Annotated in this window: 23 protein-coding genes; 10 read left to right on the top strand and 13 right to left on the bottom strand. The window is 68.8% G+C overall.

The features are described 5' to 3' along the window. Positions 1 to 9: 9 nt before the first annotated feature. Positions 10 to 336 (bottom strand): trypco2 family protein, encoded by a 327-nt coding sequence (locus JIG36_RS05725; RefSeq protein WP_203374895.1) that lies wholly within the window; start codon positions 334 to 336, stop codon positions 10 to 12. A 208-nt stretch (positions 337 to 544) separates the two neighbouring features. Between JIG36_RS05725 and JIG36_RS05720 the strand changes: the two genes are divergently transcribed. After that, complete coding sequence (locus JIG36_RS05720) at positions 545 to 3,304, top strand: CHAT domain-containing protein (protein WP_236045538.1); 2,760 nt, start codon at positions 545 to 547, stop codon at positions 3,302 to 3,304. 4 nt (positions 3,305 to 3,308) lie between these two features. Then, positions 3,309 to 4,520, top strand: a complete 1,212-nt coding sequence (locus JIG36_RS05715) for a hypothetical protein (RefSeq protein ID WP_203374893.1) — start codon at positions 3,309 to 3,311, stop codon at positions 4,518 to 4,520. A 15-nt stretch (positions 4,521 to 4,535) separates the two neighbouring features. On the opposite strand, the gene JIG36_RS05710 is transcribed toward JIG36_RS05715, so the two are convergent. The 7 genes from JIG36_RS05710 to JIG36_RS05680 form a co-directional block, all read right to left on the bottom strand. After that, the gene (locus tag JIG36_RS05710) at positions 4,536 to 6,248 is read right to left on the bottom strand and encodes an MOSC and FAD-binding oxidoreductase domain-containing protein (protein ID WP_203374892.1); all 1,713 of its coding nucleotides are present in this window, start codon (positions 6,246 to 6,248) and stop codon (positions 4,536 to 4,538) included. 18 nt (positions 6,249 to 6,266) lie between these two features. Continuing rightward, positions 6,267 to 7,187: an aldo/keto reductase gene (locus JIG36_RS05705; RefSeq protein ID WP_203374891.1), complete on the bottom strand. Its 921-nt coding sequence runs from the start codon at positions 7,185 to 7,187 to the stop codon at positions 6,267 to 6,269. Positions 7,188 to 7,244: 57 nt separating this feature from the next. Beyond that, positions 7,245 to 8,021: a S1 family peptidase gene (locus JIG36_RS05700; RefSeq protein WP_203374890.1), complete on the bottom strand. Its 777-nt coding sequence runs from the start codon at positions 8,019 to 8,021 to the stop codon at positions 7,245 to 7,247. A gap of 260 nt (positions 8,022 to 8,281) precedes the next feature. Continuing rightward, positions 8,282 to 8,785, bottom strand: a complete 504-nt coding sequence (locus JIG36_RS05695) for a GNAT family N-acetyltransferase (protein WP_203374889.1) — start codon at positions 8,783 to 8,785, stop codon at positions 8,282 to 8,284. A gap of 219 nt (positions 8,786 to 9,004) precedes the next feature. Continuing rightward, positions 9,005 to 10,255, bottom strand: coding sequence for an MFS transporter (locus JIG36_RS05690; protein ID WP_203374888.1), 1,251 nt, complete (start codon positions 10,253 to 10,255; stop codon positions 9,005 to 9,007). 43 nt (positions 10,256 to 10,298) lie between these two features. Next, complete coding sequence (locus tag JIG36_RS05685; RefSeq protein WP_203374887.1) at positions 10,299 to 11,438, bottom strand: FAD-dependent oxidoreductase; 1,140 nt, start codon at positions 11,436 to 11,438, stop codon at positions 10,299 to 10,301. Beyond that, positions 11,431 to 12,123, bottom strand: coding sequence for a TetR/AcrR family transcriptional regulator (locus tag JIG36_RS05680; RefSeq protein ID WP_203374886.1), 693 nt, complete (start codon positions 12,121 to 12,123; stop codon positions 11,431 to 11,433). The genes JIG36_RS05685 and JIG36_RS05680 overlap by 8 nt, the downstream gene beginning before the upstream one ends. Positions 12,124 to 12,175: 52 nt before the next feature. On the opposite strand from JIG36_RS05680, the gene JIG36_RS05675 reads away from it, so the two are divergent. Next, positions 12,176 to 13,330: an aromatic ring-hydroxylating oxygenase subunit alpha gene (locus tag JIG36_RS05675; protein ID WP_203374885.1), complete on the top strand. Its 1,155-nt coding sequence runs from the start codon at positions 12,176 to 12,178 to the stop codon at positions 13,328 to 13,330. Here JIG36_RS05675 and JIG36_RS05670 read toward each other — a convergent pair. After that, positions 13,315 to 15,174: a hypothetical protein gene (locus JIG36_RS05670; protein ID WP_438870698.1), complete on the bottom strand. Its 1,860-nt coding sequence runs from the start codon at positions 15,172 to 15,174 to the stop codon at positions 13,315 to 13,317. The two genes, JIG36_RS05675 and JIG36_RS05670, sit on opposite strands and share 16 nt — an antisense overlap. A gap of 260 nt (positions 15,175 to 15,434) precedes the next feature. Between JIG36_RS05670 and JIG36_RS05665 the strand changes: the two genes are divergently transcribed. From JIG36_RS05665 to JIG36_RS05655, 3 genes are all read left to right on the top strand, one after another. Then, a complete protein-coding gene (locus JIG36_RS05665) occupies positions 15,435 to 15,614 on the top strand; it encodes a hypothetical protein (protein WP_203374883.1) in 180 nt (59 codons plus the stop codon). A 298-nt stretch (positions 15,615 to 15,912) separates the two neighbouring features. Continuing rightward, positions 15,913 to 16,548, top strand: a complete 636-nt coding sequence (locus tag JIG36_RS05660) for a TetR family transcriptional regulator (RefSeq protein WP_203374882.1) — start codon at positions 15,913 to 15,915, stop codon at positions 16,546 to 16,548. Positions 16,549 to 16,571: 23 nt separating this feature from the next. Next, on the top strand, positions 16,572 to 17,345 hold the full coding sequence (locus JIG36_RS05655) for an SDR family NAD(P)-dependent oxidoreductase (RefSeq protein WP_203374881.1): 774 nt from the start codon (positions 16,572 to 16,574) through the stop codon (positions 17,343 to 17,345). Between the two features lie 4 nt (positions 17,346 to 17,349). Here JIG36_RS05655 and JIG36_RS05650 read toward each other — a convergent pair whose 3' ends face one another. The 3 genes from JIG36_RS05650 to JIG36_RS54770 are packed head-to-tail and all read right to left on the bottom strand — an operon-like array spanning position 17,350 to position 19,659. Next, positions 17,350 to 18,162: an SAM-dependent methyltransferase gene (locus JIG36_RS05650; RefSeq protein ID WP_203374880.1), complete on the bottom strand. Its 813-nt coding sequence runs from the start codon at positions 18,160 to 18,162 to the stop codon at positions 17,350 to 17,352. A 54-nt stretch (positions 18,163 to 18,216) separates the two neighbouring features. Then, on the bottom strand, positions 18,217 to 19,092 hold the full coding sequence (locus JIG36_RS05645) for a Sco1979 family transcriptional regulator (protein ID WP_307872578.1): 876 nt from the start codon (positions 19,090 to 19,092) through the stop codon (positions 18,217 to 18,219). Between the two features lie 27 nt (positions 19,093 to 19,119). Continuing rightward, positions 19,120 to 19,659, bottom strand: coding sequence for a transposase (locus JIG36_RS54770; RefSeq protein ID WP_203374879.1), 540 nt, complete (start codon positions 19,657 to 19,659; stop codon positions 19,120 to 19,122). A gap of 691 nt (positions 19,660 to 20,350) precedes the next feature. Between JIG36_RS54770 and JIG36_RS05635 the strand changes: the two genes are divergently transcribed. The 4 genes from JIG36_RS05635 to JIG36_RS05620 all read left to right on the top strand — a co-directional run bounded on the left by JIG36_RS05635 (position 20,351) and on the right by JIG36_RS05620 (position 23,422). Beyond that, a complete protein-coding gene (locus JIG36_RS05635; RefSeq protein WP_203374878.1) occupies positions 20,351 to 21,172 on the top strand; it encodes a TIGR04255 family protein in 822 nt (273 codons plus the stop codon). Next, positions 21,172 to 21,744 carry a hypothetical protein gene (locus tag JIG36_RS05630; protein ID WP_203374877.1) on the top strand — a complete coding sequence of 191 codons (573 nt, stop codon included), beginning with the start codon at positions 21,172 to 21,174 and terminating at the stop codon, positions 21,742 to 21,744. The genes JIG36_RS05635 and JIG36_RS05630 overlap by 1 nt, the downstream gene beginning before the upstream one ends. Beyond that, positions 21,731 to 22,513, top strand: a complete 783-nt coding sequence (locus JIG36_RS05625) for a hypothetical protein (protein ID WP_203374876.1) — start codon at positions 21,731 to 21,733, stop codon at positions 22,511 to 22,513. The genes JIG36_RS05630 and JIG36_RS05625 overlap by 14 nt, the downstream gene beginning before the upstream one ends. 120 nt (positions 22,514 to 22,633) lie before the next feature. After that, positions 22,634 to 23,422: a hypothetical protein gene (locus tag JIG36_RS05620; RefSeq protein ID WP_203374875.1), complete on the top strand. Its 789-nt coding sequence runs from the start codon at positions 22,634 to 22,636 to the stop codon at positions 23,420 to 23,422. A 262-nt stretch (positions 23,423 to 23,684) separates the two neighbouring features. Here JIG36_RS05620 and JIG36_RS05615 read toward each other — a convergent pair whose 3' ends face one another. Further along, positions 23,685 to 24,371, bottom strand: a complete 687-nt coding sequence (locus JIG36_RS05615) for a GntR family transcriptional regulator (protein WP_203374874.1) — start codon at positions 24,369 to 24,371, stop codon at positions 23,685 to 23,687. Position 24,372 lies beyond the last annotated feature (1 nt).

The following is a 24,372-nucleotide window of genomic DNA, read 5'->3' as shown; positions in this document are numbered from 1 at the left end:
GAGCAGGCGTCAGCGACCGAGGCGGTCGGAGTGCTGGGCTGGACCGGAGGCCGGAGGTCGGCCCGCAACCAGCCAGCCGCCGCCGTCGGGACGCTGCGGGGTCAGCGTGACCTTGACTTTCTGGGTCGTGCCGCGGTTTACACCGGCGGCGACCTCGCCGGTGACCACCCAGGCCTTGAACCCCGCTTTGGCTCGCGCGTCGGCGCGCAGCTCCACGGCGAATTCGAGCTCGATGGGACCGACCACGAAGGAGACGTCCTGATCGATGCCGTTCTCAGCGGCGAGCAGGAGCTCCGACCGCAGCGCGGCGACCGCATCACCCAGTTCGATGTCCAAAGAGACTCCTGACGCTGGATGTCATTGATCTCGATCATCTGTCCGAAGTGCGTACGGTACTCAATCGCGGTCAGACGGTTCAAGCGCCGGAAGGCTGATTCATGTCCGTCCGCTTGACCTCGTCGCATGGCCGTTGTTCACTCCTCCTACGCCGTTGCCGAGGGGCCGGCTGCGGCCCGCGACCGCACAGATCACGACCGGAGTGCTGTTGGGTTTGCAGGACGAGTCGCGAAAGCGGCACGAGGAGCTGGCGGCCGCTCTGACCGGCGCTGTCGACATCGAACGAGGGATCGCCGGAGTCCGCGCGCTGCCCGGGGCGACCCCGGCGCTGAGCGTCATGGCTGCCGGCGTGGTCGCGGCTCTGCTCAGCCGCCCGCGCGGCGACCGGGCCCGGCCTGAACTGGCCGAACTCATCTCATTGGCCGACGTCGGCACCGATCATGCGGAGGGCTGGGAGCTGCTGCGCGCCGTCGCCGTCGGCAACCTCGACGAGGTCGAGCTGGACGGTCCCATGGCCGAGGCGGTGGAGACGTTGATCGACATGGCCGTCGACGCGGCGATGATGAACGCCTTGGCCGACGACTCCGACGGGCCTCCCGGCGGCAGCACACCCGTCCCACCGCTCCGGCTGCAGTACCTGACCTCTGACCGCCTTGCCACGAGCTCCGCTCAGGACCTTGCGAGCTTTGCCACGCGAGCCGGGCCGGCAAGTGCCGAACCCGAGGTGGTGACGCCCGCCGAAGTCCTCGATCAGGGCTTCGCCGGCCTCTACGACACCTATGACGCGGCTGTGGAGGCGGCACCGGACGACCGGGCGTCGACCGCTGTCCAGCTGATGGCGGCCACCTCGCGGCTGAACCAGGCCCATCAGCACGGCGGCGACCTCAGCGCGGAGCTCACCGAGGTGCGGCGGATCGTGGAGCGGCTGCCCGCCGATGATGAGCTGCGGACAACCGTGGAAAACCTGATCTCCATGACGGACCGCATGGCGGGTGAGGCCGAGTTCCCGATCTCGGATGAGGACCTGGATCAGATGGTGGCGCTGGCCGACCGCACCGAACGTCCCGACCTGCGGGCGATGGCGTACATGCAGGCGGGTATGACCGCGCTGGCACACGGACAGGAGCGGGACCTGGCCCGGGTCGACGCCGGGATCGACCTGCTTCGCCGAGCGGTCGAGGCGAGCGGACCCTCCGAACCCGACCACGTCTTCATGCTCGCAAGTCTTGCCCTCGGGTTGTTCCGGCGGAGCGAGCTCACCGGCCGGACCTCCGAGTGGGACGAGGCACGGTCTCTTCTCGCATCCGCCCGTGCCCTGGCTGGTGGGCCGCATCACCCGGTCTGGTCGATGATCCAGGACATGCTGGCCGCGCTACCCGCGACCCGCAGCGCAGGGGAGACGCAGGCCGCGTCGATGGCAGGCCTCCGGAAATATCTGGGTGAATTGCTGGTCCGGGCAGACCCCGCTGTCGTCGAAGCAGCGACACGCGACGCGACCGCCATCGCCCGGCAGTGTCTGCGGAGCAACGACCCCGCGGGGGCTATGGCGGCTCTCGACGCCGGACGCGGAATCGCGCTGTTCGCGGCGCTCGTGGCACCCGAGCCGGCCGATCGGCTCGCCTTGGCCGGCCGGCGTGACCTGTCCGAGGCATGGCGGGCCACCGACGCGGCTCGACCGACGCGGCAGCTGCGGCAGGAGACGTTGGATGCTTTGGCGGACGGCGACCCGATCGCGACGCTGCTCGACCCGCCGTCCTACAGCGAGATTCAGCGGACACTGAGGTCTGTCGATGCTGATGCCCTGGTCTATCTGGTTCCGGGAGACGACTCGGCGCCGGGCTATGCCATCGTCGCCCCGTCGGCGGGGCCTGCCACTTACCTGGCGCTGCCCGCTCTCCGTCCGGACGACAACCCGGAGATGTACCTCTACCTCGCCGACGCGACCAGCCGGGACTTGGGCCCCGCGACCGGGCGGACACTGCTGCAGACCGACGCCGATCCGAAGTTCGCCGGCAGCCTTGGTGCGCTGTGCGACTGGGCCTGGCGGTCCACCATCGGGCCGTTGATCGAGCGCTGCCTGCCCCGGCTCGAGCCGACAAGCTCTCGCGAGGTGCCCCGACTGGTGCTGGCGCCCGTGGGCGACCTCGCCCGGGTGCCGTGGCACGCCGCTCGCCGAAGTGACGGCGTGTACGCCGTCGAGCTGGTCTCGCTCTCGCAGACGGTCTCCGCCGGTCTGCTCGGCCGGTCCGCGGCAATTCCGCGGACGTCGGCCGGGCCCACGGGTCTGGTAGTGGGCGACCCGGACACAGGCGGCCTGAACGCGCCCATGCCGGGAGCGCGCATCGAGGCCTACGCGGTCCGACAGTCCTTCTATCGGGGCAGCCGTTACCTGGGCTTGCGCCCGAACGGATCGGTCAGCCCGTCCGGCGCCGCCACCGCCGCAGAGGTACGGTCCTGGCTGGCCGGGACCGGGCCGGCCCGTGGCTCGATGGTGCACCTGGCCTGCCGGGTGACGTCCTACTCGAAGCTGCGGGGTCGACCCTCGCACCTGCTCCTCGCGGGCGGCGAACAACTGACCGCCGGCGAGGTCGCTGTGCTCCTGGGCGCCGGCGATCCTGGTGTTGATCTCGTAGTGCTGTCCGGGGCAGGTGACGGCTTGCCCACCGGTGGCCACGACGAGGCCTACAGTCTTGGCTCGGCCTTCCTGGCCGGTGGCGCGAGATCGGTGCTGGCCACGCAGTGGGCCGTACCGGACGGGCCAACCGCGGTGCTGTTGTACATGGTGCACCACTACCGGCAGGTCGTCGGGCAGCCGGTCTGGGAGGCTCTGCGGTCGGCTCAGCTCTGGATGCTCGATCCGGGGCGGGTTTTTCCGGACGGAATGCCCGCGGACCTCCGTGACCAGTGCCAGACGGCCGTCCTCGATCAGGTGTTCTTGTGGGCCAACTGCACCCACTGGGGAGCGTGACCGGATGACCACGGCCGGATCCGGGTCTGCGGCCGACGAGAAAGCCGCAGCGCTGCGTACGCGGCTCACTCGTCTGAGCGGCCCTGCACGGACTCGTGCTCTCCTCGAGCTGGGTAGCCATCTGGCCGACCGTTACTGGCGTGAAAGACCTGGCAGTGCGTCCGGGCTCCCGTTCCTGAACGAAGCGGTGGATGTTGTTGAGGAGGCTCATGGCTACCTGTCACCCGGTGACACGCTGTGGAGCCAGGTCGGAAGCCAGCTCGGATGGTTGATCGGCACTCGGCACATGGCCCACGGCGGCACCGACATCGATCGCGACCGCGGTATCGACCTCCTCGAGGAATCACTTCCTGACACCGCGTTGCCGGCGACGCTCCGCAACTCCGGGCGCATCATGGTCGGCCAGCTGCTGCTGGGCCGGGCAACGCGGGGCCTCCAGGGCGATCCGTCTCTTCTCCGTCGCTCGGCGGCCGTCTTCCTCGCGGATGCCGACCGAGCCGTGGAATGCTTCAACGAGGTCGAGGCGACGGCCACCAATCCCGCGCTCGTCGACGCCGCGCGGACTTTGCTCAAGGTCGCCCAGGCCATGCGGACTTTCCTCGCTTCGTTCGGCGCCGGTGGCAGCGGGTTCGATTTCAACGCGCTCGTACAGATGACGACGGCGCTTCAGTCGGTGCAGGGAGAACACGCGGCGCATCGTGGTGCCATTGCCCAAATGTTGATCTACGAGGGATCCGGACATCGGTCCGGCCCGGGTGACCGGCGCAAGGACCAGGCGGCTCCACCGGCGGCGGAGACCCTGCGGGCCGCGTTCGGTGACCGGATCGGCGAAGGCGAACCGCTTCCCGCGTTGGCGCGACTGCTGGGACCGCCGTTCCGAGTGCCTGCCGTCGATGTCGTCGACGAACTGGTCGCACTCGCGGTCACCCTTGACGGTGAACAAGACGCCCGTCCCGTCGACCAGCTGCTGCTCGCGGCCGCGCTGTTCCTGCGGAGCCGGATCGACAGCGGCGGGTGGACCGTGGATGACGACGGAGGGGACGACCGCGCCGCAGCCTCCACCGCGTTGCTCGCCGCAGCGGAGGCGTTGCCCGAGGCCGGGACGGCCGCCGTGGTCGTCGCGCTCCGGCTGGCAGCACTCCTCGATCAGAAGAACCCGACCGAAGAGCTGAGCGCGAAAATCACCGCGACGATCCTCGACCGGCTCGAGGGCTGAAGCGCCCGTGTCCGTTCAGAGGTCGAGCACCACGGGCCCACGGGGCAGGGCCGAGCAGATCAGCACGTTGCCGTCGGCCGGTGGGTCGACGGGCTCGGTGGTGTAGGTGACCTCGCCCGCCAGCAGGCCGCTTTCGCAGGTGTGGCAGACACCGATCCGGCACGACCAGCGCACCGGCACGTCGCACGCCTCGGCCAGCGCGAGCAGGCTCTCGCCCTCGTCGGGCCACGGCACGGCCAGACCGCTGCGCGCGAACGACACCTCGGGGCCGCGCCCCGGTTCGCCGGTGGGAACGTGCGGGGGACGGGCCGGTGCCGCGGAGATGCCCGGGGTCAGCCCGGAGAGCGCGCCGAAAACCTCGGTATGGATGCGGTTCGCGGAGACGCCGGCCTCGACCAGCGCCGTGGTGACGTCCGTGAGGAAGCCGGCCGGGCCGCAGAGGTAGGCGTCGGCGTCCGGCGGGAGGCCAAGTGCCTCCAAGGCGGTCAGCCGGCCCGCACTGTCGTAGTCGCGGCCGGGCCGGTCGCCGGCGCCGGGGCGGCTGAACCAGATGTGCGAACGGGCGTGCGGCAGCTCGGCCAGCAGCGTGGCCGCCTCGGTCGCGAACGGACGGTCGGCGCCGTCGCGGGCGGCCTGCAGCCACCACACCTCGCGGTCGGACCGCTGCGTGGCGAGCGCGTGCAGCATCGACAGCACGGGGGTCGCCCCGACGCCGCCGCTGACCAGCAGGACCGGCGTCGGGGCGGGGCGCAGCACGAAGGTCCCCCGGGGCGCGGCCACGTCGAGCAGGTCGCCGGGGTGCAGGCCGGTGTGCAGAAAAGTGCTGGCCGCGCCGTGCGGTTCCTGCTTCACGCTGATGCGGTAACCGGTGCCGTCCGGCGGCCCGGACAGCGAGTAGCTGCGGACGAGACCGGGCCTCACCCGTACGGTCAGGAATTGGCCTGGAAGCGGCGCCGGCACGGGACCGGCCAACCGGATCGAGGTGATCGTGTTGCTCTCCGGCTCGACCGCGGTCACCCGCAGCGGGCGGAAACCGGACCACGCCGGTGGGGGAGCGGCCTCGACCAGACCCGCGTTGCCGTTGGCCGGACCGCTCACCATGGCCCGGAACGAACCCTGCCACCCCGGGCTGAGGGCGGGGATGCGCAGCGCCCGCTCGATCCGGTCGCGCGGATGACCGGGCAGGTAGAGCAGGCCGTCGACCTCGGCCACGGTCATCCGTTCCGGGCCGTCGGCGACCTTGACGATCTCGTCGCCGGCCTCGACCTCGCCTTCCTCGAGCACGCGGAAGTAGAAGCCGGGCCGGTGATGCTGCACGAGCAGCGCCGGCATCCGGGGCTCGGCTGTCCGGATGCCGACCCGGTAGCAGGTCACCCGCGGCTGAGTCACCTCGAACAGGGCCGTCCCGATCCGGTAGCGGTCGCCGACGCACACCTCGTCGTCGGGCAGGCCCTCGACCGTGAAGTTCTCGCCGAACTGCCCGTACGAGAAATCGTCGCGGCCCAGAAACCGCTGCCAATGCTCGTACGAGCCGAGCTGGTAGACGAACACCGCCCGCATCTCACCGCCGTGGCCGCCGAGGTCGCCCTGCCCGTCGCCGTCGAGGTTGAGGCGGCGGACCACGGCCGGGCCGTCGACCGGAAGTTTCCAGATGCCGGTGTGGACGGTGCGGCCCTGCCACCGCACATCCCTGGGCATCCCGACGTTGACCGACCGCAACACCGCCACCCCAGCATCCTCCGCCGATCAGGAAGCGGCGTCGAGGCTTTCCCGTACGGCCGTGTCGAGCTTGACGTCACGGGCGGCCATCACCTCGTCGAGGCGCTGCGGGGTGCTCGCGCCGACGATCGGGAACACCTCGGGGTCGCCGCCGAGCAGCCACGCCAGCACGACCTGGTTCTGGGTGACGCCGAGCGAACGGGCCGTCTCGACCAGCGTGGCCAGGCGGCGGGTGGTTCCCGGATGGTCGTACGCCGCCTCCAGCGGACGGTCGGGCCGCCCGTACGCGCCGTTGATGAGCGGCGAGTACGCCCACAGATCCAGGCCGCTCGTCGCCCGTACGTAATCCAGGGTCTCGGGAAACACCTGACGATGGGACCAGGACTCCAGCGCCGCGCCGGGGCGGGGTTGCGCGTACGAGTGCCGCAGCTGAAGCGCCGACCAGCCGGCGCCGAGACCGCGGGCCTGTTCGACCCGCCAGGCCGGTGTGTTCGAGGCCCCCGTACGCCGCGCGAGCCCCGCCGCGCGCACCTCCTCGAACACACCGGCCGTCTCGGCGAGCGGCACCGACCGGTCCTCGACGTGCGCCCAGTACATGTCCACGTGATCGACACCGAGCCGCTGCAGGCTGCCGGTCAGCGCTGCTCGGACCGTCTTCGCCGACAGCCCCTCCATCGCCGCGAGCCCGAGCCGCGGATCGGTCGGCTCGGCCCCCACCTTGGTGCTGATCAGCACCCGCTCACGCATGCCGGGCCGCGCCGCCAGCCACCGGCCGATCACCAGTTCGCTGTGCCCGCCGAGCCCCGACGGGTGCTCCCAGAACGCGTAGTTGTCGGCCGTGTCGATCCACCGCCCACCCAGTTCCACAAACCGATCGAGCAGCGCGAACGACTCCCGCTCGCCGATCCTGGTCCCGAACAGCATGGCCCCCAGCACGATTTCGCTCATGCCCCGCATGCTGGTCCTTCGAGTGCTCTCGAAGTCAACCTCGGTTCCCGTACGGCGTCAGGCCAGCTCCGCCTCCACGAACTCGCGCAGCTTCTTCTGCGTCCAGATGCGGTTGTAGTAGCTGGCGTACTCGCGCCCGCAGGCACCGACCGTGGCCTGGTAGACCCCGACCTGCACGGGCTGACCAGCGGCGTCGCGGGCGATCAGCGGACCGCCGCTGTCTCCCTTCGCCGGGTGCCCGGCCACACTCCGGACCTTGGCCGTGTTGCGGTAGACACCGACCGAAACCGCCGTGTCGACGATGCGCAGGTCGGCCGAGCGCAACTCCGCCGACGGGATCTGAGGCGATCCCGGGCACTGGTCGACGATGCTGCCCCAGCCCAGACCGGTCAGCGTCTTGCCGCCCGACCAGAGCCCGCTGTCGCCCGGCCCCGCCAGCCGCACCGGTGCGATCGTGGTGACCGGCCGGTCGAGCCGCATGACCAGGATCGACGCCCCCGGCGTCCAGGTGTCACCGAGGTCGCTGGTGCCGGTCACGGTGCGAACCTCACCGCCGTCGCGGTGGGCGTTGAGTTCGCCGAAGGTGACCGTGGATCCGGTCGCGCCCGCGCAGTGCGCCGCGGTCAAGGCCACGGTCGGCGCGACCAGCGAGGCCGTGCAGCCGATGCTCATCCGGCCGACGAAGCCGTACGGGTTGGTGGCCGGCACCGGGTCGCCCTGCCAGCCGCCGGGGACCACGTCACCGTCGACGATCGCGTGGGCCGGCGCGGCCCCGAGAGCAACGGCGCACGCGGCGGCCAGCACCGACGAGGCAAAAAGAGAGCGGATTTTCATGAGGTTCCTCCGTGGTGACGGTGTGGCTTTCACCGCCACCACGGGGCGCACGCCGGCCCGGTTCACGGTTTCCTTCGGGCAACCGTGGAGGTGTCTTGCTGGTGCCCGCAGAGTCACAACATGCACCAGGCGCCGTTGAACTCGACCAAGTGGCCTGGTTCTCGCCGGTCGTGAGTCCCTTGACGACAGGGGATCACCATTTTCTCGGCCCTGGTCAGGCGGCACTTCTGTTTCGGTCGGCTTGGCCGGGCCGACCTCGGTCAGCGTTGTCCTGGACCGGTCGTAGCGGCGCCCGGCAGGCTGGTTTCGTAGTCGATGAGGGTCGGGTACGGCGCGTAGGTGCTCCGGGTGAGCCGTTGCGTCGGAGTCCAGCCCATCTTCTCGTAGAACCGGCGCGCCCGATGGTTCTGTTCGAAGACACGGAGCCATGCCGTTGGTCGGCCGCTACGCGCCAGGCGTTGGACCAGCTCGCTGTGGATGGTGGTGGCGAACCCGGTGCCCCAGGTGTCGACGGCGGTGCCGAAGTGCAGAAGTTCGTTGACCCGCACTGCCGCGAAGCCCTCTATCGTGGGTTCTCGCCTTACCGCGACGTAGACCTCGACCTCCGGGTCTGCCAACTCCGAAGCCCAGCGGCCCCGGATCGCGGCGCGTGGGAACGGATGGACGTCCTGGGGGAAGACGTGGGCGAGGGCGATCCGGGCACCGGCTTCCTGGACGTCAACGAGTTCCGGCAGGTCCGCCGTCGTAGCGTTGCGCAACAGCATGCGAGCAGCATGATGCGGGTTGCGCCCGGGCGACGAGTCATTTCTCCGCTCGAGCTTTGGTCGACGCGTGTATGCCGTTATGAAGCCGAAGGATGTCGAATCCTGCGCGGCCGTGCATCTGCTCGGCAGCGATGGCCGGTTCCGGGCGGCGGTCACGAAGGGAGCGCCCGCTGTTCGGTGTCGTGGTGCGCGTTTCGCGTGTCCGGCGTTGGCGTTGTGTCAGGCCGGAAGATCCGCGGCGGGCACTGGAGTGCGGCGTAGGCCGTGGACGGCGATGACCGCCGCGATCAGGGGGCTTGTCACTAGGAACGCGGCTCGCAGGCCGGTGTGTCCGGCGATCGCGGCCAGGGCCGTGGGGGCGGCGAGGATGGCGGTTCCGGAGGCGACGGTGCTCAGCGACACGGCGTGGTGGCGGGCCAGGCCGGGCGTGTCGACGAGGGCGGCGACGGTGACCGGATAGAGCGTCGCGACGCCGATTCCGGCCACGACCAGGGCGGTGGTCACGATGGCGCGGTTCTGGCTCGCGGCCACGACCAGGGCGGCGGCGCAGGTGATGGCCCCGCCGATGGGCACGGCGGGGATCCGCGGCAGGAGCGGGGCCGCCACCAGACGGCCGATGGCCATTCCGGCCGGGAAAGAGGTGCCGAGCAGGGCCGCCACGGTGGGGGAGACCCCGGTCTCGCGCAGGCGCGCTACGGCCCAGACGGTGAAGCAGAACTCGACCGACACCGCGAGGACGATGCCGCTCCACCGCCGCGCCGCGCTGCCCACCCGCGGGCGGCCCGGGCGCGGCTCGGCCCCGCGCGCATGGGTGGGGCGTGCGGTGATGGAGCGGGCGGAAGCTGGGCTGGTGACGGCTGTGTGGGCGGCAGCGGAGCTGGTGGCGGCCGGGCGTGGTTCGGTTGGGTGGGGTTCGGTCGAGGGCGCGGCGGTCGGTTGGGGCTCAGATGAGTGCGCAGGACGGCTGAACGCCAGTGCCAGCAACGGAACGACGAGCGGCAACAGGATGAGGCGTCCGGTGACACCGGTGGCATCGAGCGCGCCGATCGCGAGCGGCGCCAGCAGAGCGCAAGCGCTGCCCACGGCGATCACCCGCGTGAACCGCACCGCCATGTCCTCGCCCGTCACCAGAGCCGGGGTCACCATGATCAGGGCGGCCCCGCCCGCACCCAGCAGCAGCACCCCGGCGATCGCCACCAGCAAAGTCGGAGCGAGCGCGAAGACCACGCACCCCGCAGCCATCGCGACCGCCCCGGCGCGGAGAGAAGGATGCGGACCCCGGCGCAGCAGCCATGGCCCGGCCGCGCCGACCGCCAGCAGGCCGACTCCCACCCCGGCCGACATGCCGGCCAGGCGTTCCACGGGGATGTCCAGGTCACGCGCGGTCAGAACCAGGAGGGCACCCAACCCGGTCAGCACGACACCGATCGCGGCCTGGGCCACCGCCGCCTGCACATCCGAACCGCGCATGAGGCCTCCAATAAGCTCTACTAGAGAGCATAAAGGGGAAGCGTCACCGGGCGGCCGCCTCGTACGCGGCGAACTGCTCGATCAGACTCTGCGGCGCCCGGTCGTCGAAGCAGAGCGCGAGGTTGCGGGCAGCCTCCTCGGCCGCCTCCTGGCTGCGGGGGAACAGCGCTTCCTCGTACGCGTCGAGACCGCCCTCGAAGTCGTCCGGGTGCGCGGCCAGCGCCTCACCGAGCCGGGCACCGTCGTACATCGCAAGATTGGCCCCCTCGCCGGCGAACGGGGACATGAGGTGGGCCGCGTCGCCGAGCAGCGTGACGCCCGCAACCCGCGCCCAGCGATGGTCGGCGGGCAGAGCGTTGATGGTGCGCGGGACCAGCGCGGAGTCGGCCTCGGTGATCAGCGCGCGGAGTTCGGGCGCCCAGTCGCGGAACTCGTCGAGCAGCACCGCCTTGCCCCGTGCGGTGTCGGCCCAGTCGACCGCGTCGATCCAGTCGGCGGGCTTGGTGAGGGCGATGTAGAGGTGCAGGCTGCCGTCGGTCTCGAGGTGGCCGAGAAAACCCTGGCCGGCCCCGAGGGCGAACAGCATGCCGCTCCCGGCGGTGCGGGCCGCGGCGGGATGCCGTACGGCCGCGTCGTGCAGGTCGGTCTCGATGAAAGACATTCCCGTGTACGCGGGGAGGGCGCTCGACACCAGCGGGCGGACCCGCGACCAGGCGCCGTCGGCCCCGACGAGCAGGCCGGAGGTGACCGTCGACCCGTCGGCGAAGGTGAGCTCGTGCCCGCCACCACCCAGGTCGCGCACCGCCGTGAGCTTGCGGCCCCACCGGACCGTACCGTCGGGAAGCGAGTCGAGCAGCATCCGGCGCAGGTCGCCCCGGTCGACCTCGGGCCGGCCACCGCCACCGTCGTCCGGATCGTCGGCGTGCACGGTGCCGTGCTGGTCGAGGATCCGCATCGCCTCGCCGCCGGGGTGGATGATCGCCTGGAACTTCTCGAACAGCCCGGCCGACCGGATCGCGAGCTGGCCGTTGTAGTCGTGGATGTCGAGCATGCCGCCCTGGGTCCGCGCCTCGGGCGAGGCCTCCAGCTCGTAAACGGTCGACGGGATGCCGTGCACGTGCAGCACGCGGGCCAGCGTCAGGCCGCCCAGCCCGCCGCCGACGATCGTGATCGGGTCAGTCATGGTCATCTCCAGTGATCGGGGTGGACGCGATGCCGCTGATCAGGGCGTCGAACATCCAGGCCAGGCGCTGCGGCCCGGTGCCCGAGAACAGCTCCTCGCGGGCCCGGGCGATGTTCGGATGGTCATGGGCGGCCGCCTCGCGCACGGCCTCGGTCAGCGCGAACTGCTCACTCGCGGCCCCGGCGGTCTCGTCGCGGGTGCCCTGCTCGGCCGCCGTCGCGGTGCCGTGCTGCAGCAGCAGGTCGACACCCCAGGCGGCCTGCGCGACCGGCACGCCGCCTTCGTGCAGCAGCCCGAGCAGGGTGTCGATCAGCCGGACATAGTTCGGGCCCGACGGCCGCAACGTCACCAGTGAGCGCGCGAGACCCGGATGGGCGAAGAGCATTTCCGTGTACGCGGTGAGTAAGGCGACCAGATCCGCGCGCCACCGGTCGCCCCTCGCCGGCAGCGGAAGGCCGGCCAGCAGCTCGTCGAAGATCGCGCCATGCAGTTCGGCCACGTTCGCGACGTAGACGTAGAGCGAGGCTGGCCCGGTGTCGAGCTCGGTCGCGAGCCGGCGCATCGTCACCCGCTCCAGCCCTTCCTCCTGCATGATCCGCAGCGCCACGGCCACGGCGCCGGCCCGGCTGAGCGGCGCTTTGGCGGGCCGGTCACGCCGGCCGACAGGTTCACGTCGAGGACTCACGAACACGATCGTAACGAACATGTTCGTCAGCGACAACCGCTACCGTCATGTCATGACGGCGGTGAATGTGCGGGACGTCAAGGAGATCGGTTCCGGCTACGACCCCGACCCGGCCCGGTCGATGTCCCTGCGTGCGGCGGCCTACACCGATCCGAAGTGGCTCGACGCCGACCTGAGGGCGGTCCTCGCCCGTACGTGGCAATGGGTCTGCCATGTCGAGAAACTGCGTGCCCCCGGTGCCTACGTCGCGGTGACCGTGGCGGGCATGCCGGTCGCGGTGGTGCGTGACCGGGCGGGGGAGTTGCGGGCGTTCTACAACGTCTGCAAGCACCGCGCCCACGAGCTGCTGACCGGCGCCGGAACCACCGGGACGATCGTCTGCCCGTACCACGCCTGGGTCTACGACCTCGACGGCTCACTGCGCAACGCCCGGCACACCGCGACCATGCCCGATTTTGACAAGTCGGCCATCTGTCTCGACCGCGTCCGGGTCGAGGAGTTCGGCGGCTTCGTCTACGTCAACCTCGATCCCGCCGCCGAGCCGCTGATCGCGCAGGCGCCCGACCTGGCGGCCGACATCGCCCGCTGGGCGCCCGACGTGGCCGAGCTGACTTTCGCCAAGCGCCTGACCTACGACATCCGCTCCAACTGGAAGAACGTCGTCGACAATTTCCTGGAGTGCTACCACTGCCACATCGCCCACCGCGAGTTCGTGGCCCTGGTCGACATGGACACGTACGAGGTGCGCACGCACGGCATCTGGTCCAGCCATTTCGCCGAGGCGGGCCAGGGCGACAATTCCGCGTACCACGTCTCGGGCGCGTCGGTCACCCAGCACGCCGTGTGGTGGCTGTGGCCGAATACGTGTCTGCTGCGCTATCCCGGACGCGGCAATTTCATGGTCCTGCAGATCGTGCCGGCCGGTGTCGACCGTACGTTGGAGACCTGGGACTTCTTCTTCGAGACGCCCCATCTGGAGGAGCCCGAACGCGAGGCGGTCCGCTACATCGACGAGGTGCTGCAGCAGCAGGACATCACGATCGTCGAAAGCGTCCAGCGCGGCATGTCCACACCCGCCTTCGATCAGGGCCGCATCGTCTACGACTCACACGGCCCGGGCCTTTCCGAGCACGGCGTCCACCATTTCCACGGCCTGATCCTCACCGCGTACGAGAACCTGGTCGTTGATCGTCAATCGAGCCGGTAGAGAATGGCGCCGTTGATGTCCTCGCGGGTGATGCCGAGGCCGTCGACCGGGCGGTTGGGCACGCCCTCCCACGCGGTTCCGCTGAGCCATTCCGGCAGGACGACGACCGACTTGATGCCCTCCGCCCGCAACGACGAAATGCTCGCCGGGTCGGGGAAGCTCGCGCTGCTCGTGCGGATCCGTTCCTGGCTGGTCGGGGTGAAGGTGACGATGCCGTTGGGAATGCGCGGGAATCCGTTGGTGGACCACAGCATGATGGGCATTTCGAGGCTGCCGCCGCTGGGCAGCACCAGGATCGGCTCGTGGGCGGCCCCCATCGCGGCCGGATAGCGCAGCATCTCCGGATGCTCGGTCCGGTTCACCCCCTCGACGACCACCAGCGCGAGCGGGATCGTCAGGGCCAGCCGCAACGCGACGAACTTCGCGCGCGCCACACCCCCGGGCCCCCAGGGCGCGACGGCCCGGGCCCGGATCGCCAGGGAGCTGATGGCGCCGGCGGCCAGGACGGCCAGCACCAGCGTCGTCCAGATCATGATCCGCCCCGACGTGCGCAGGGCCGCCCAGCCGGGCAGATGCTTCGAGAGGGTCAGGTAGCCCGGGTCGCCGTGCCAGGGGAGGGTCGCGCCGAGCGTCAGCAGCACGGCCAGCGCCAGCCCGAGGGTCAGCAGGATGCGGTGGCGCACCCGGAAGACCGAGATGAAGATGCCCGCCGCGGCGAAGGCGATCAGCACCACGCCGGGCAGCAGCGCCATCTCCGGCGCCCAGAACAGCTGTTCGCGGACCGTGGCGTGCCGGTCACCCCACAGCCAGGATCCCTCGGGCGCGATGAACAGGCCCCGCCACGCCGGCGAGTACATCTCGGTCCAGGACAGCGCCCGGTCGGCCTGCGGGTTGAGATCCACGACCCGTTGGAAGGCGAGACCCATGTACGCCGTGGCGACCGCGAAGACCACCCCGCCGATCAGGTTGGCGACCACCAGCCGCCGCCCGAACGGTGGCCGCCCGCGCCGCCACCACGACCACCCGTAGAACGCCGCGACCACCAGGCAGAGAGCGATCATGAAATACGCGAAGACGAGCCCGATGGCCAGACCGAGCGTGATCTGCCAGGCCGCGACCAGCCAGCCGCCCAGCACCCACCACGTGCTGTGCCGTTCCGGCCGGTGGCCGCGGCGCAACGACCAGCCGTGCCCGCGGGCGAGCATGGCCAGGCTGAGCGCGATGCCGCCGGTCGAGATGACGTTCAGATGCCCGGCGTGCGCGAGCCGCCACGGCGCGAACGCCCAGGCCACGCCGGCCACCGCCGCCCCGAGCGGATGGGCGCCCAACTGCCGGGTCAGCGCGTACGCCCCCACGAAGGCGAGCGCGTGCAGCAGGACGTACACGATGTTGTATCTCAGGAGCGCCGCTTCCATGCCCGAGCCGACCATGCCGAGCGGCGTGTAGCCCAGCACGGTGTCGGTGAAGGCCAACGAGTGCGGCTCCGGATAGAACGTGTTCGAGTCCCAGAAGTGCAGCGGGTTGTGCAGCAGCGCGTGCCCGCCCCAGGCGATCTGCCAGGCGAACAGGGCCGGGTCGCCGATGTCACCCGGGACGGTGTGCCGTGGGTCGCGCAGCGTGGGCCAGGTCAGCGCGGCAGCGAGGGCGAGCCCACCTAGTACGACCAGTAGCCACTCGCGCCGGGCCCACAGCCGTTTCAGCGTGCCTCTTGGCTTCTGGGTGGTCCCATCGGCGTCTTGTTCCCCGCGAACGGCCGCGGCCGTCCCGATTCCGCTCACCCAAGCCCCCGGCTTTCCCTGGGTCGGGTCTCGAGCCACCCCGACGCGGCGCATAGTGCAGCACATTGTCACACATCGATTTCGTGCAGTCGCCGATCAGGCTCATCGATCCGGCGGCGGCGTCCTCCTTGGCCGAGCCGGGCTCCCCATTGATCCTCCGGGGCCCGCTCATGACTGACGGCTCCTCCCGGACTGACCCGAGCCTGCTGGCTCCTCCGAGGCTGGCCCGGCCCGACGCGGAACGGCTCCGCCGATCATCCCTTCTCCGCCGCCGATCGTCCGGCACGCCTTCCCTGTTCCGGGGCCACGCGCTCACAGTGTCAGGCATGGATCCCCGGCAGCCGGCCGTGACCGTGCACTCCGACGCTCCGGGTCGGCCCACGCCGCCGCCGAGGCCGTGGCGTCGTACGGTCCGCCTCCTGATCGAGATCCTGGCCAGCGCGATCGTCGGTCTGCTCGTGGGCACGCTGGGGGAGATCGTCTCGGGCGGCCCGGCCGGCGGCTGACCCTGCCCTTGCTCATCTCCCGAGGCTGACCTCGGCTCTTCGGCATCTCCGGGCGGCTGGCCTCGGTCCCTCGTACGTCTCCAGCGGCTCGTCCTGGCCCCGCAAGCGTGCCGGGTGCGATCGTCCCCAGCGGCTCGCCCGGGCCCCGCCCGCGCGCCGGGTGCGGTCGTGTCCACCAGCTCGCCGTGGCCCTCGCGGGCGCGCCGGGTGCGGTCGTCTCCGGCGGCTCATCTCGGTCCGTACGAAAAACCGACCGCGCGGTATGTACATACCGGCCGGTTGGTTTTATGCTCGGTTCATGGCGGAGAGCAGAAGCGAACGGGCACCGGCCACGGCCAAGGGCGAGGCGACACGGGCGCACCTGCTGCGCACGGCCGGCCGCATCTTCGCCGAACGCGGCTATGCGGCCGCGACCCAGAGCGATCTGATCGCCGCGTCCGGGCTGACCAAGGGCGCGTTCTACTTCTACTTCCCGAGCAAGGCCGACCTCGCGCTGGCCGTGCTGCGCGAGCAGAAGGGGCGGTGGCTCAGCCAGGTCGGGCAACGCGTCCTGGCTGAGCCGACCGCCGCCGAACAGTTGCGCGCGCTGGTGCCGGCCATGCTCGACCTGCACGAGCGCGAACCGGCGGCCTGGAGCATCACCCGACTGACCCGCGAGCTGGCGGCCGACCCCGCGCTGGCCTCCGAGGTCGCCAAGACGCCGGCCGAGTGGGTCGCCCTGATCGCCGACATCATCCGCCGCGGCCAGGCCGACGGTGACCTGCGCACCGGCCTCGACCCCGACCAGCTCGCCGCGGTGCTCGTCGGCTCGTTCGACGGCATCAAAGACCTGACCGACGTTCTCGAACCCGGCGCGCGGGGCGGTCCCGCCTTCGCCGCCCGCATCCGCACCTGCCAGTCCCTGGTCGAACTGGCGTTGTTCCTGCCCCGCTGACCACGTTTCTCGAGGAGATCACCATGCGGTTCACCGGTCAAACTGCCCTGATCACGGGCGCGTCCAGCGGCATCGGCGTCGCGTACGGGAAAGAATTTGCCGCTCGAGGCGCCGACCTCGTGCTCGTGGCCCGCGGCGAGGAGCCCATGCAGCGCCTCGCCGACGAGATCCGCTCGCAGTACGGGCGCAAGGTGGAGGTGATTCCCGCCGACCTGGGCGTCCCCGGCGCCGTCGAACGGCTTGCGGCCCAGATCGCGGAACGCGGTCTCACCATCGACGTGCTGGTCAACAACGCCGGCTTCGGGCTGCACGGCGACCTGGTCGAGGCCGACCCGACCCGGCTGACCGCCATGGTCCAGCTCAACTGTGTGGCGCTGGTCGACCTGACCCGGCGTTTCCTGCCCGGCATGGTGTCCCGCCGCCGGGGCGCCGTGGTCAACGTGGCCAGCACGGCGGCATACCAGCCCGTACCGCACCTGGCCGTCTACGCGGCCACCAAAGCCTTCGTCCTGTCCTTCACCGAGGCCCTGCACGCCGAGGTGAAGCAGTCCGGCGTGCGCGTCCTGGCCATCAGCCCCGGGGCCACCGAGACCCAGTTCTTCGAGGTCGCCGGTGAGAAGGCCGCGTTCGGCCGCCGCCGGAACGTGCGGCAGGTGGTCGCCAGCACCATGCAGGCGCTCAGCCGCAACCGCCCCAGCCGCATCGACGGCCTGGTCAACGCGGTCGTCGCCAACACCATCCGGTTCACCCCGCGGCGGATGGTCCTGGCGATGGGCAACCGCACCTTCGGCGGCTGAACCCCTACGGTCGTTTGCGGGCCAGGCCGACGAGGTTGTCCAGCCGTCGTTCCGGCTTCGGGTCGCCGGCGTCGGGACGCCACTCGGTGACGTCGACCAGGCCCGGTTCCACGAATTCGAGACCGTCGAAGTAACTGGCGATCTCTTCCGGGCTGCGCATCGCGTACGGGGGATTGGCCGTGGCGTTCCAGATCTCCATGACCTGGTTGAGCACCGGGTTGGTGTTCGCCCCGTCGACGACCAGCAGGTAGCTGCCCGCGGCCAGTCCCGCCATCGTCCGCTGGACGATCGCCTGGGCCTCCTGGGCGGTGGGCATGTGGGCCAGGATCCCGGACAGCATCAGGGCCACCGGTTTGCTCAGATCGAGGGTGCGGGCCGCCTCGCGAAGGATCGTCTCGGTGTCGCGCAGGTCGGCGTCGACATAGTCGGTGGCGCCGAGGGGACCGCTGGACAGCAACGCCCGGGCGTGCACCAGCACCAGCGGGTCGTAGTCCACATAGACGATCCGTGATTCCGGGGCCGCCAGCTGGGCCACCTCGTGCGTGTTGTTGGTGGTCGGCAGCCCCGTGCCGATGTCGAGGAACTGCGTCACACCGGCCTCACTGGCCAGCCACCGCACCGCCCGGTTGAGCACGGCCCGGTCAGCGCGGGCGATCTCCACGATGATCGGGTATTCCTGGGCGATCTGGTCGCCGAGGGCACGATCGACGGCGTAGTTGTCCTTGCCGCCCAGCCAGTAGTTCCAGACCCGCGCCGTCTGCGGAACCGAGGAATCAATCTTCGGGGCGGCGCCCTTTTCCCCGGACAGCTCAGTCATGAGGACTCCTTCAGTCGGCAATGGACGGTCGGCTGCTGAGGCTACCGCTGACGGTCACGCCGCCCGCTCGAGGTCGGCCAGAATCCGGTCCAGAATCTCCGGGGTCTGTTGCGGAGTCGCCGCCTCTTCCGACAGCCGGTTCATGACGTCGAAGTAGCAGTCGACGTCGGCCGGCTTGTCCAGATAGAGCGCGCTGGTCAGCTGCTCCACATAGACGAGGTCGCGCATCTCCTTCTGCGGGAACCGCAGGATGGTGAACGAGGTGCCGGCTCCCGCGTGCCCGCCCGCTGCCAGCGGCATCACCTGGATCATCACCTTCGGGTTCTTGCTCTCCCGAGCCACCAGAGCCTCGATCTGGTCCCGCATCACGCGCGGCCCGCCGACCGGTCGCCGCAGAGCCGCCTCGTCGATCACCGCCCAGAGCGTCGGCGGGTCCGGCTGACTGAGCACCTGCTGACGTTCCAGCCGCAGACGAACCCGCCGGGCCACATCATCATCGCGCTGGGTGTAGGTGCCGAGCCGGATCATCGCTTCGGCGTACGCCTCGGTCTGCAGCAACCCAGGCAACCACTGAGCCTCGTACGTACGAATAACGGAAGCGGTCGCCTCCAACCCCAGATAGCGCTGCAGCCAGTTCGGCGTGACATCGCTGTACGGATGCCACCAGCACTGCGTGTTGGCCTCACGCACCCGGGCGAGAAAGGCCGCACGTTCCCGCCTGTCGTTCACCCCATAGAGCGAGAGCAGAACCGACACGTTGGCCACTTTCAACGCGACCCGGCCCAGCTCCATCCGGCTGATGGTCGAGTCCGCAGTGCCAAGCGCTTCGGCCGCTTCGGCCCGGGCCACGCCGCGCTCTTCCCGAAGGCGGCGCAGTTGAGAGCCCAGCAGAATGCGCGCAACGGCCGGGCCGTCACCGTCCCCGCTCACCACTCGTCTCCAAGCCCATCCACGGACTCAGAATGTCATCACGGCAACACCACGACCAGCCATCGAACGCGCCAACCTCCGCCGATTGTGGACAGCAGATCTCTCGCTTGCGGCGACGCTCTGAAGGGCGTCGACGAAACTGCCGGTGGCCGGGCCCAAGGTGCATGCCTCGCGGACGGATGGCCGGCTGTCCACGCCGCGCTTGCGCGGCGTCCAAGGGCCAGTTGCGGAACGTCTCGACCTTGGCATCCAAGCACCTGGACATCTCCGAGGCCTGACTTTCGACAACGACTTGATCCCCAGTTGCTCCACCAGCGTTTCCACGCGCCGGGTCGAGACCCCGAGCGGATACGACGTGGCCATGGCCGAGACCAGGCCTGCTCGGCGCGGCGACGGTGCTGCAACACCCTGTCCGGGAAGGGCGAGCCCTGTCATAGCGTCGGGACGGACAACTCGACGGTGCCGGCGCGGGTGCCCCAGTCGCGGTAGCCCGTTACGGGATTTGACCCGTTCGTGGCCGTGTTCGCCGTATTCGGCGCCGCAGACCTCGCCGGCCTCAGCTGACATCAGCGTCTCAGCGAAGGGTTTGTACCGTGGCCCGCGTTAGATCAGGGCTCGCCGATCGAAGCTGCTCGCGCAGCGGCTCAGCGACGTTCAAACTCGGCTCTGAAGGCACCGCAGGGCCGCGGCCGGGGGCGCAGACAGTCGTCCAGGGCGGGGGAGTCTCCTTCGTGACCTGGACAATCCTAAGGATCTGCGATGGCCGCTTACGTCTGCTGGGAAAGATCAGGTCTACACCACTTCGACGGACGTGGCCGCGAAGGGGTGCGCAAGCTTCCCGCATTTCGCTGAACAGCAAGAATGCCTGGCGAGCTCATCCGGGCGGCTGCTGTTCGGCGTGCGCTGTCTGATCTTTATGAGGGCAGCGAGGCTACCCGTCGCGCGGGCCCTGCCCGAGCAGGCTGGGTGACCAGAGGAATACGCTCCACCGTTTGCCGGCGGCCGCCCACCCTGCTTGCCTCCGGCGAGTGATAGGTATCCGGGGCATCCTCGAGTGCGGGGTGCGGGGCGGAGCCCCAGGCGTTACGTTGTGCGCCGAGGTTCTGGGCATCCAGCGCGACTACGCGCGAGCGACACCGCAACCGACCTGCTACCTAGCTAGCAGCCCTGATGTCTTCTCCTGTCTAGTGCCGTTGGCTATGGTTGGGTGGTAAGCAGGTGGAAAGCAGCGGACCGAGCCGGCGGACGCGGGGAGCGTATGTTCAATCTTGAGCCAGTCAGGCAGTACAAGTTGCTAAGGCCGCCGTTGGCGCAGGCGCTGGCCCAGGTGCGCTTTCCGATCATGGCTCGCCTACACACGCTTGAAGGCATTGCTGGACTCCAAGAGGTTCTCGCTCCGGACTTTCCATACATGGATCGAGTCACCGAGATGGCCATAGCTGTCGGGCCGACACTCGGCCTGGAAGCACAACCCGAGCAAGCAGTGGTGTGGCACTTTACGAACGACCACGGGCACCTCCTGATCGTTGGATCGAACGTCGTTACCCTGTCTGTCGCCGATCAGTACGCCGGTATTGGCAACTTTTCGGCCATGTTCGAGCGGGTTCTTACCGCCATCAAGCAGACACTTAACCCACGCCGATGTGACCGGGTAGCCGTACGTTTCCTCGACGTCGTTGATGACGCTGAGGGTGGATGGAAAGACTGGTTTAACCAGGACTTGGTTGGTTGGTCGTCAAGCGAGACCGTTCGCGGCGACACTCAGTTGGTCGCGTCTGTGTCGCAGATTCAGCTGGCATCGCCTCCAGTCGACCAGCTCGCAACGTGCCACGGCGATGTGCAAGCAGTGGTTCGGCATGGTGTCGCCAACAGCAACTCGGTGATACCTGGACTTCCCCCAGTAACCCTGCAGACGCGCTCCTTCTTCCTAGACATGGACCTGTTTGTGGCTGTCTCGCAGCCGTTCGATTCCACCCCCCTCGTGGGCCAGTTCAGGGCGATGCATTCCCAGATTGATCGGTTTTTCCGTTGGACCCTGACCCCCGCCGGCGAAAAACGGTTCGGCCTAGAGGAGCGTTGATGAGCACATTTGCCATCGATGGAACCGTTCGTCACGTCTTGGAGCCTGCTGGCACAGAGCTTGCTGACCGTCTCGAGCCCAGCGGCAGAGACACGGTCCTGAATCCAGGTTCGACCTGGATCATCCTGGCCCCATACATTTCCCGGGATGCCGCCCCGCTGACGAAGATCGTGAATGCTCTAATCCAGAAAACCGGTTGGTCGCAGCGTCGCTTGGCGCAGATCGTCGGCACTACACACCCCACCATCGGATCAATCACGCGTGGGAGAGAACCAGAACGCGTACCAGGGCTACCTGAGGCCCTGACTAAGACAGCTGACGTCGTGTCCCGGATGTCGGATCTCGTTGGGGGTGACCAACGCCGCCTCAACCTGGTTTTGACCGCTGTAGGCAACACCGGCGAGACGCCACTTCGACTTCTCTCCGCAGGTAAGTACGGTCAGGCGCTCCTCCTGGTGATGGACTCGGTCGCTGGGGCGACTGATGCTCAGTCAGGCCAGTTGCTCAAACCGACACAATTGCGTGATCCGAGCAAAGATGTGATTTCCCTTTTGGACGATGATGACGACTGAAACCCTCTACTCGCTAGGATGGCGACAGGGTTCTGTCTTCGGCGCACAGCTGTCGGTAGGATTCTGGGGATGGGATCACAAGGCGCGATCTTTGAAGGAGGGCGTCGCAGTCGGCGATACTTGGATCATCGCGACGCAGGACTGCAACTTGTTTCGGGCGCGGGTGAATGACAATGCTCCAAAGGTTGAGCTGAGGCAAGTCCTGAAAGACAGTCCACCTGATAAGTGGGGTATCAGGGCGCGGAAGCTGCTCGTCGATGACGAGCACGGCCACTACATCGTCGACGACAAGCCGTCTGCTTTCATCTCCCCGCGAGCCCTTGCCGAAGGGGTTGGTGTCGAGCGACTGTACTCATTGCGCCCTGACCGGGTTCTGGCACTTAAGACCTGGCTCGGGAACCGGTATAGCCGGCCAGCCGTCCCAGACAACTTGGTGCCTCTTGCGACCGCAATCGCTCAAGCAGTTGGCAACGAAAATCGCCGAGCGATCGGAGTGAACGTTCGCGACGTCTTGATGGAGTTCTCGCCGTCCGATGACCCGAGACGATTCACCTTGGTTGCGGTAATCACGGACACCGCAGACGCTGGTGCTGTACGAGAGTGGCTGGCGGACGCAGTATTGGAGATTCCTCAGGAGTTAGGGACTCCGTCGTCTATTCGAGCTTTGCGAGCGGATGAAGTGACCTTCGCCTTCGTAGAGTCGGCGTATGCCGCTGATCTCAGCCAACTTAGCTGGGGTGACGACGGATCGGTCATCGGCGCGTTGTAGAAGGTCTCGCCGCCTCGTTGTACTCGCCTTCCTGGACTGGAATTAGCAACCCCCGCCTGTTCTCGAGTTCGAGAACGCGGGGGTCTTCGTCGTGCTCAGTATCGAAGCGCCAGGCGGCCGATGGGCCCACGCCGGGAGCGAAGCGGCAAGGCGCTGCCCGGTCGGGCATGCCCCTACGGCTACCAGGTAGAACCCCAGATTCAGAAGCTGGTCCGGTACCCATTTGAAGCGCCGATCGCCGACGAACTCAACCAACGCGGCATCGCCAACCGCCTCGGCAAGACGTGGTTCGGCATGACCATCGGCCGCATCCTCGAAAACCCGCCTATACCGGTGATGTCGTCTACAACGACGTCCATGTCACAGATGCCACGAGCTCTCATCGACCGCGAGACCTGGCGCCGCGTCCGCGACATGGCCGACACCCGCACCGACGCCCACAACCAGCGAGCCATGAACGATTCCGACTACCACCTCACCGGCCTGATCATCTGCCCCGACTGCGGGAACATGTACACCTGCACCTCGGCCAAGGCCGTAGCCGCTTCTACCGGTACTGCACTTGCTATCTACCGCGACGCCGACCGGCTCATCGCCGACGCCATCACACGAGCCCGGTACCAAACACCGCACCGCCAACGCCGACCGGCGCGGCGAACTCGACGCATCGAAACCGCCATCACCGCTATAACCACAGCTCGCGACCGCTACCGGGCAGCATTCGAGAAGGGGACCATGGACGAAGCCGACGCTGGTCAACGACTACGCGAACTGCGTACCGAAATCGACACGCTCGCCGCCCACCCGGGACGAGATCGCCGATGCCATCGAAGACGAACCCGCAGCACCATCGCCCGCTACGCTCGACCGGATCCGGGAATATCTGGCACACGTCGTCGCCGAGGTTAGCTCGGCCGAGCGCAAGGCGCCCATAGAACAGCTCATCGCCGAAATCCGGATCAGCGACGACGAGAAGGTCATCCCGGTCTTCCGGTCGCCCGAACCGATGAGGCGGTTCGCGCAACGCCTAGCTTGGTAGGCCGGATGAGACTCGAACCTGCACGGATGCCATTGCGGTCGAAGGCTACCCGCGCTGCCGAACGCCATCGCCGACGCTACTGGTCGTTCCCCGCCGAACTGCTGACACGAACACTGCCGGTGGGCCCGGATGTCAGGCGGCGTCGGGGTCCTGCGCCGCCAACTGGGCCTTTATCCGCGCGGTGGCGTCGAGCAAAGACTCGTTGCTCGCGGCCGCCCCCGCCTCGCTGTCATGGCTGCGAGCGGCCTCCACCAGACTCTGCTGGTAACGCCACAACGAATCGTCACCCGGAACATCAAGGGCCGCCTGAGCGCCCACGATCTTGTATGCCCGGCAATGCTCCCAGAGCGACCGAATCGTATCGACCAGAACCGGATTGCCGGCGGCTCGGTAGAGGATCGTCAACAGAGCCTCGTCGTGGTCCAAATAGGCCACCACCCGATGCTCAGCAATGGCCGTGCGCATAAGGTCCAGCTCCGTCTGCATCGCGGCCACCTCGGCCGGCGACATCTGGGCACTGCCCAGTCGGGCGGCCTCCACCTCGAGCAACCGCCGCACATCGTAGACGTGCGCCAGCTCCGCCAACGTCAGCCCTTTGACCACCGCCCCCTTGTGCGGGACGCTTTCGGCCAGGCCGGCCTCCTCTAACCGGCGTATCGCCTCGCGCACCGGCATGACGCTTGTGCCGACCTGGGCGGCCAGGTCTCGGATGCGCAGGCGGCTGCCGGGTGGCAGGTCGCCGCTCATGATGGCTTCGCGGAGGGCGCTGTAGACCTGGTCGGTCAGCAGCGACGGTTCCGCGCGCTTCGGGATGGCCACC

Origin of the sequence: Paractinoplanes ovalisporus (assembly GCF_016834655.1) — a bacterium.
Classification (GTDB): Bacteria; Actinomycetota; Actinomycetes; order Mycobacteriales; family Micromonosporaceae; genus Actinoplanes; species Actinoplanes ovalisporus.
The sequence above is the reverse complement of the archived record's forward strand: the minus strand, read 5'-3'. Positions and strand labels throughout refer to the sequence as shown.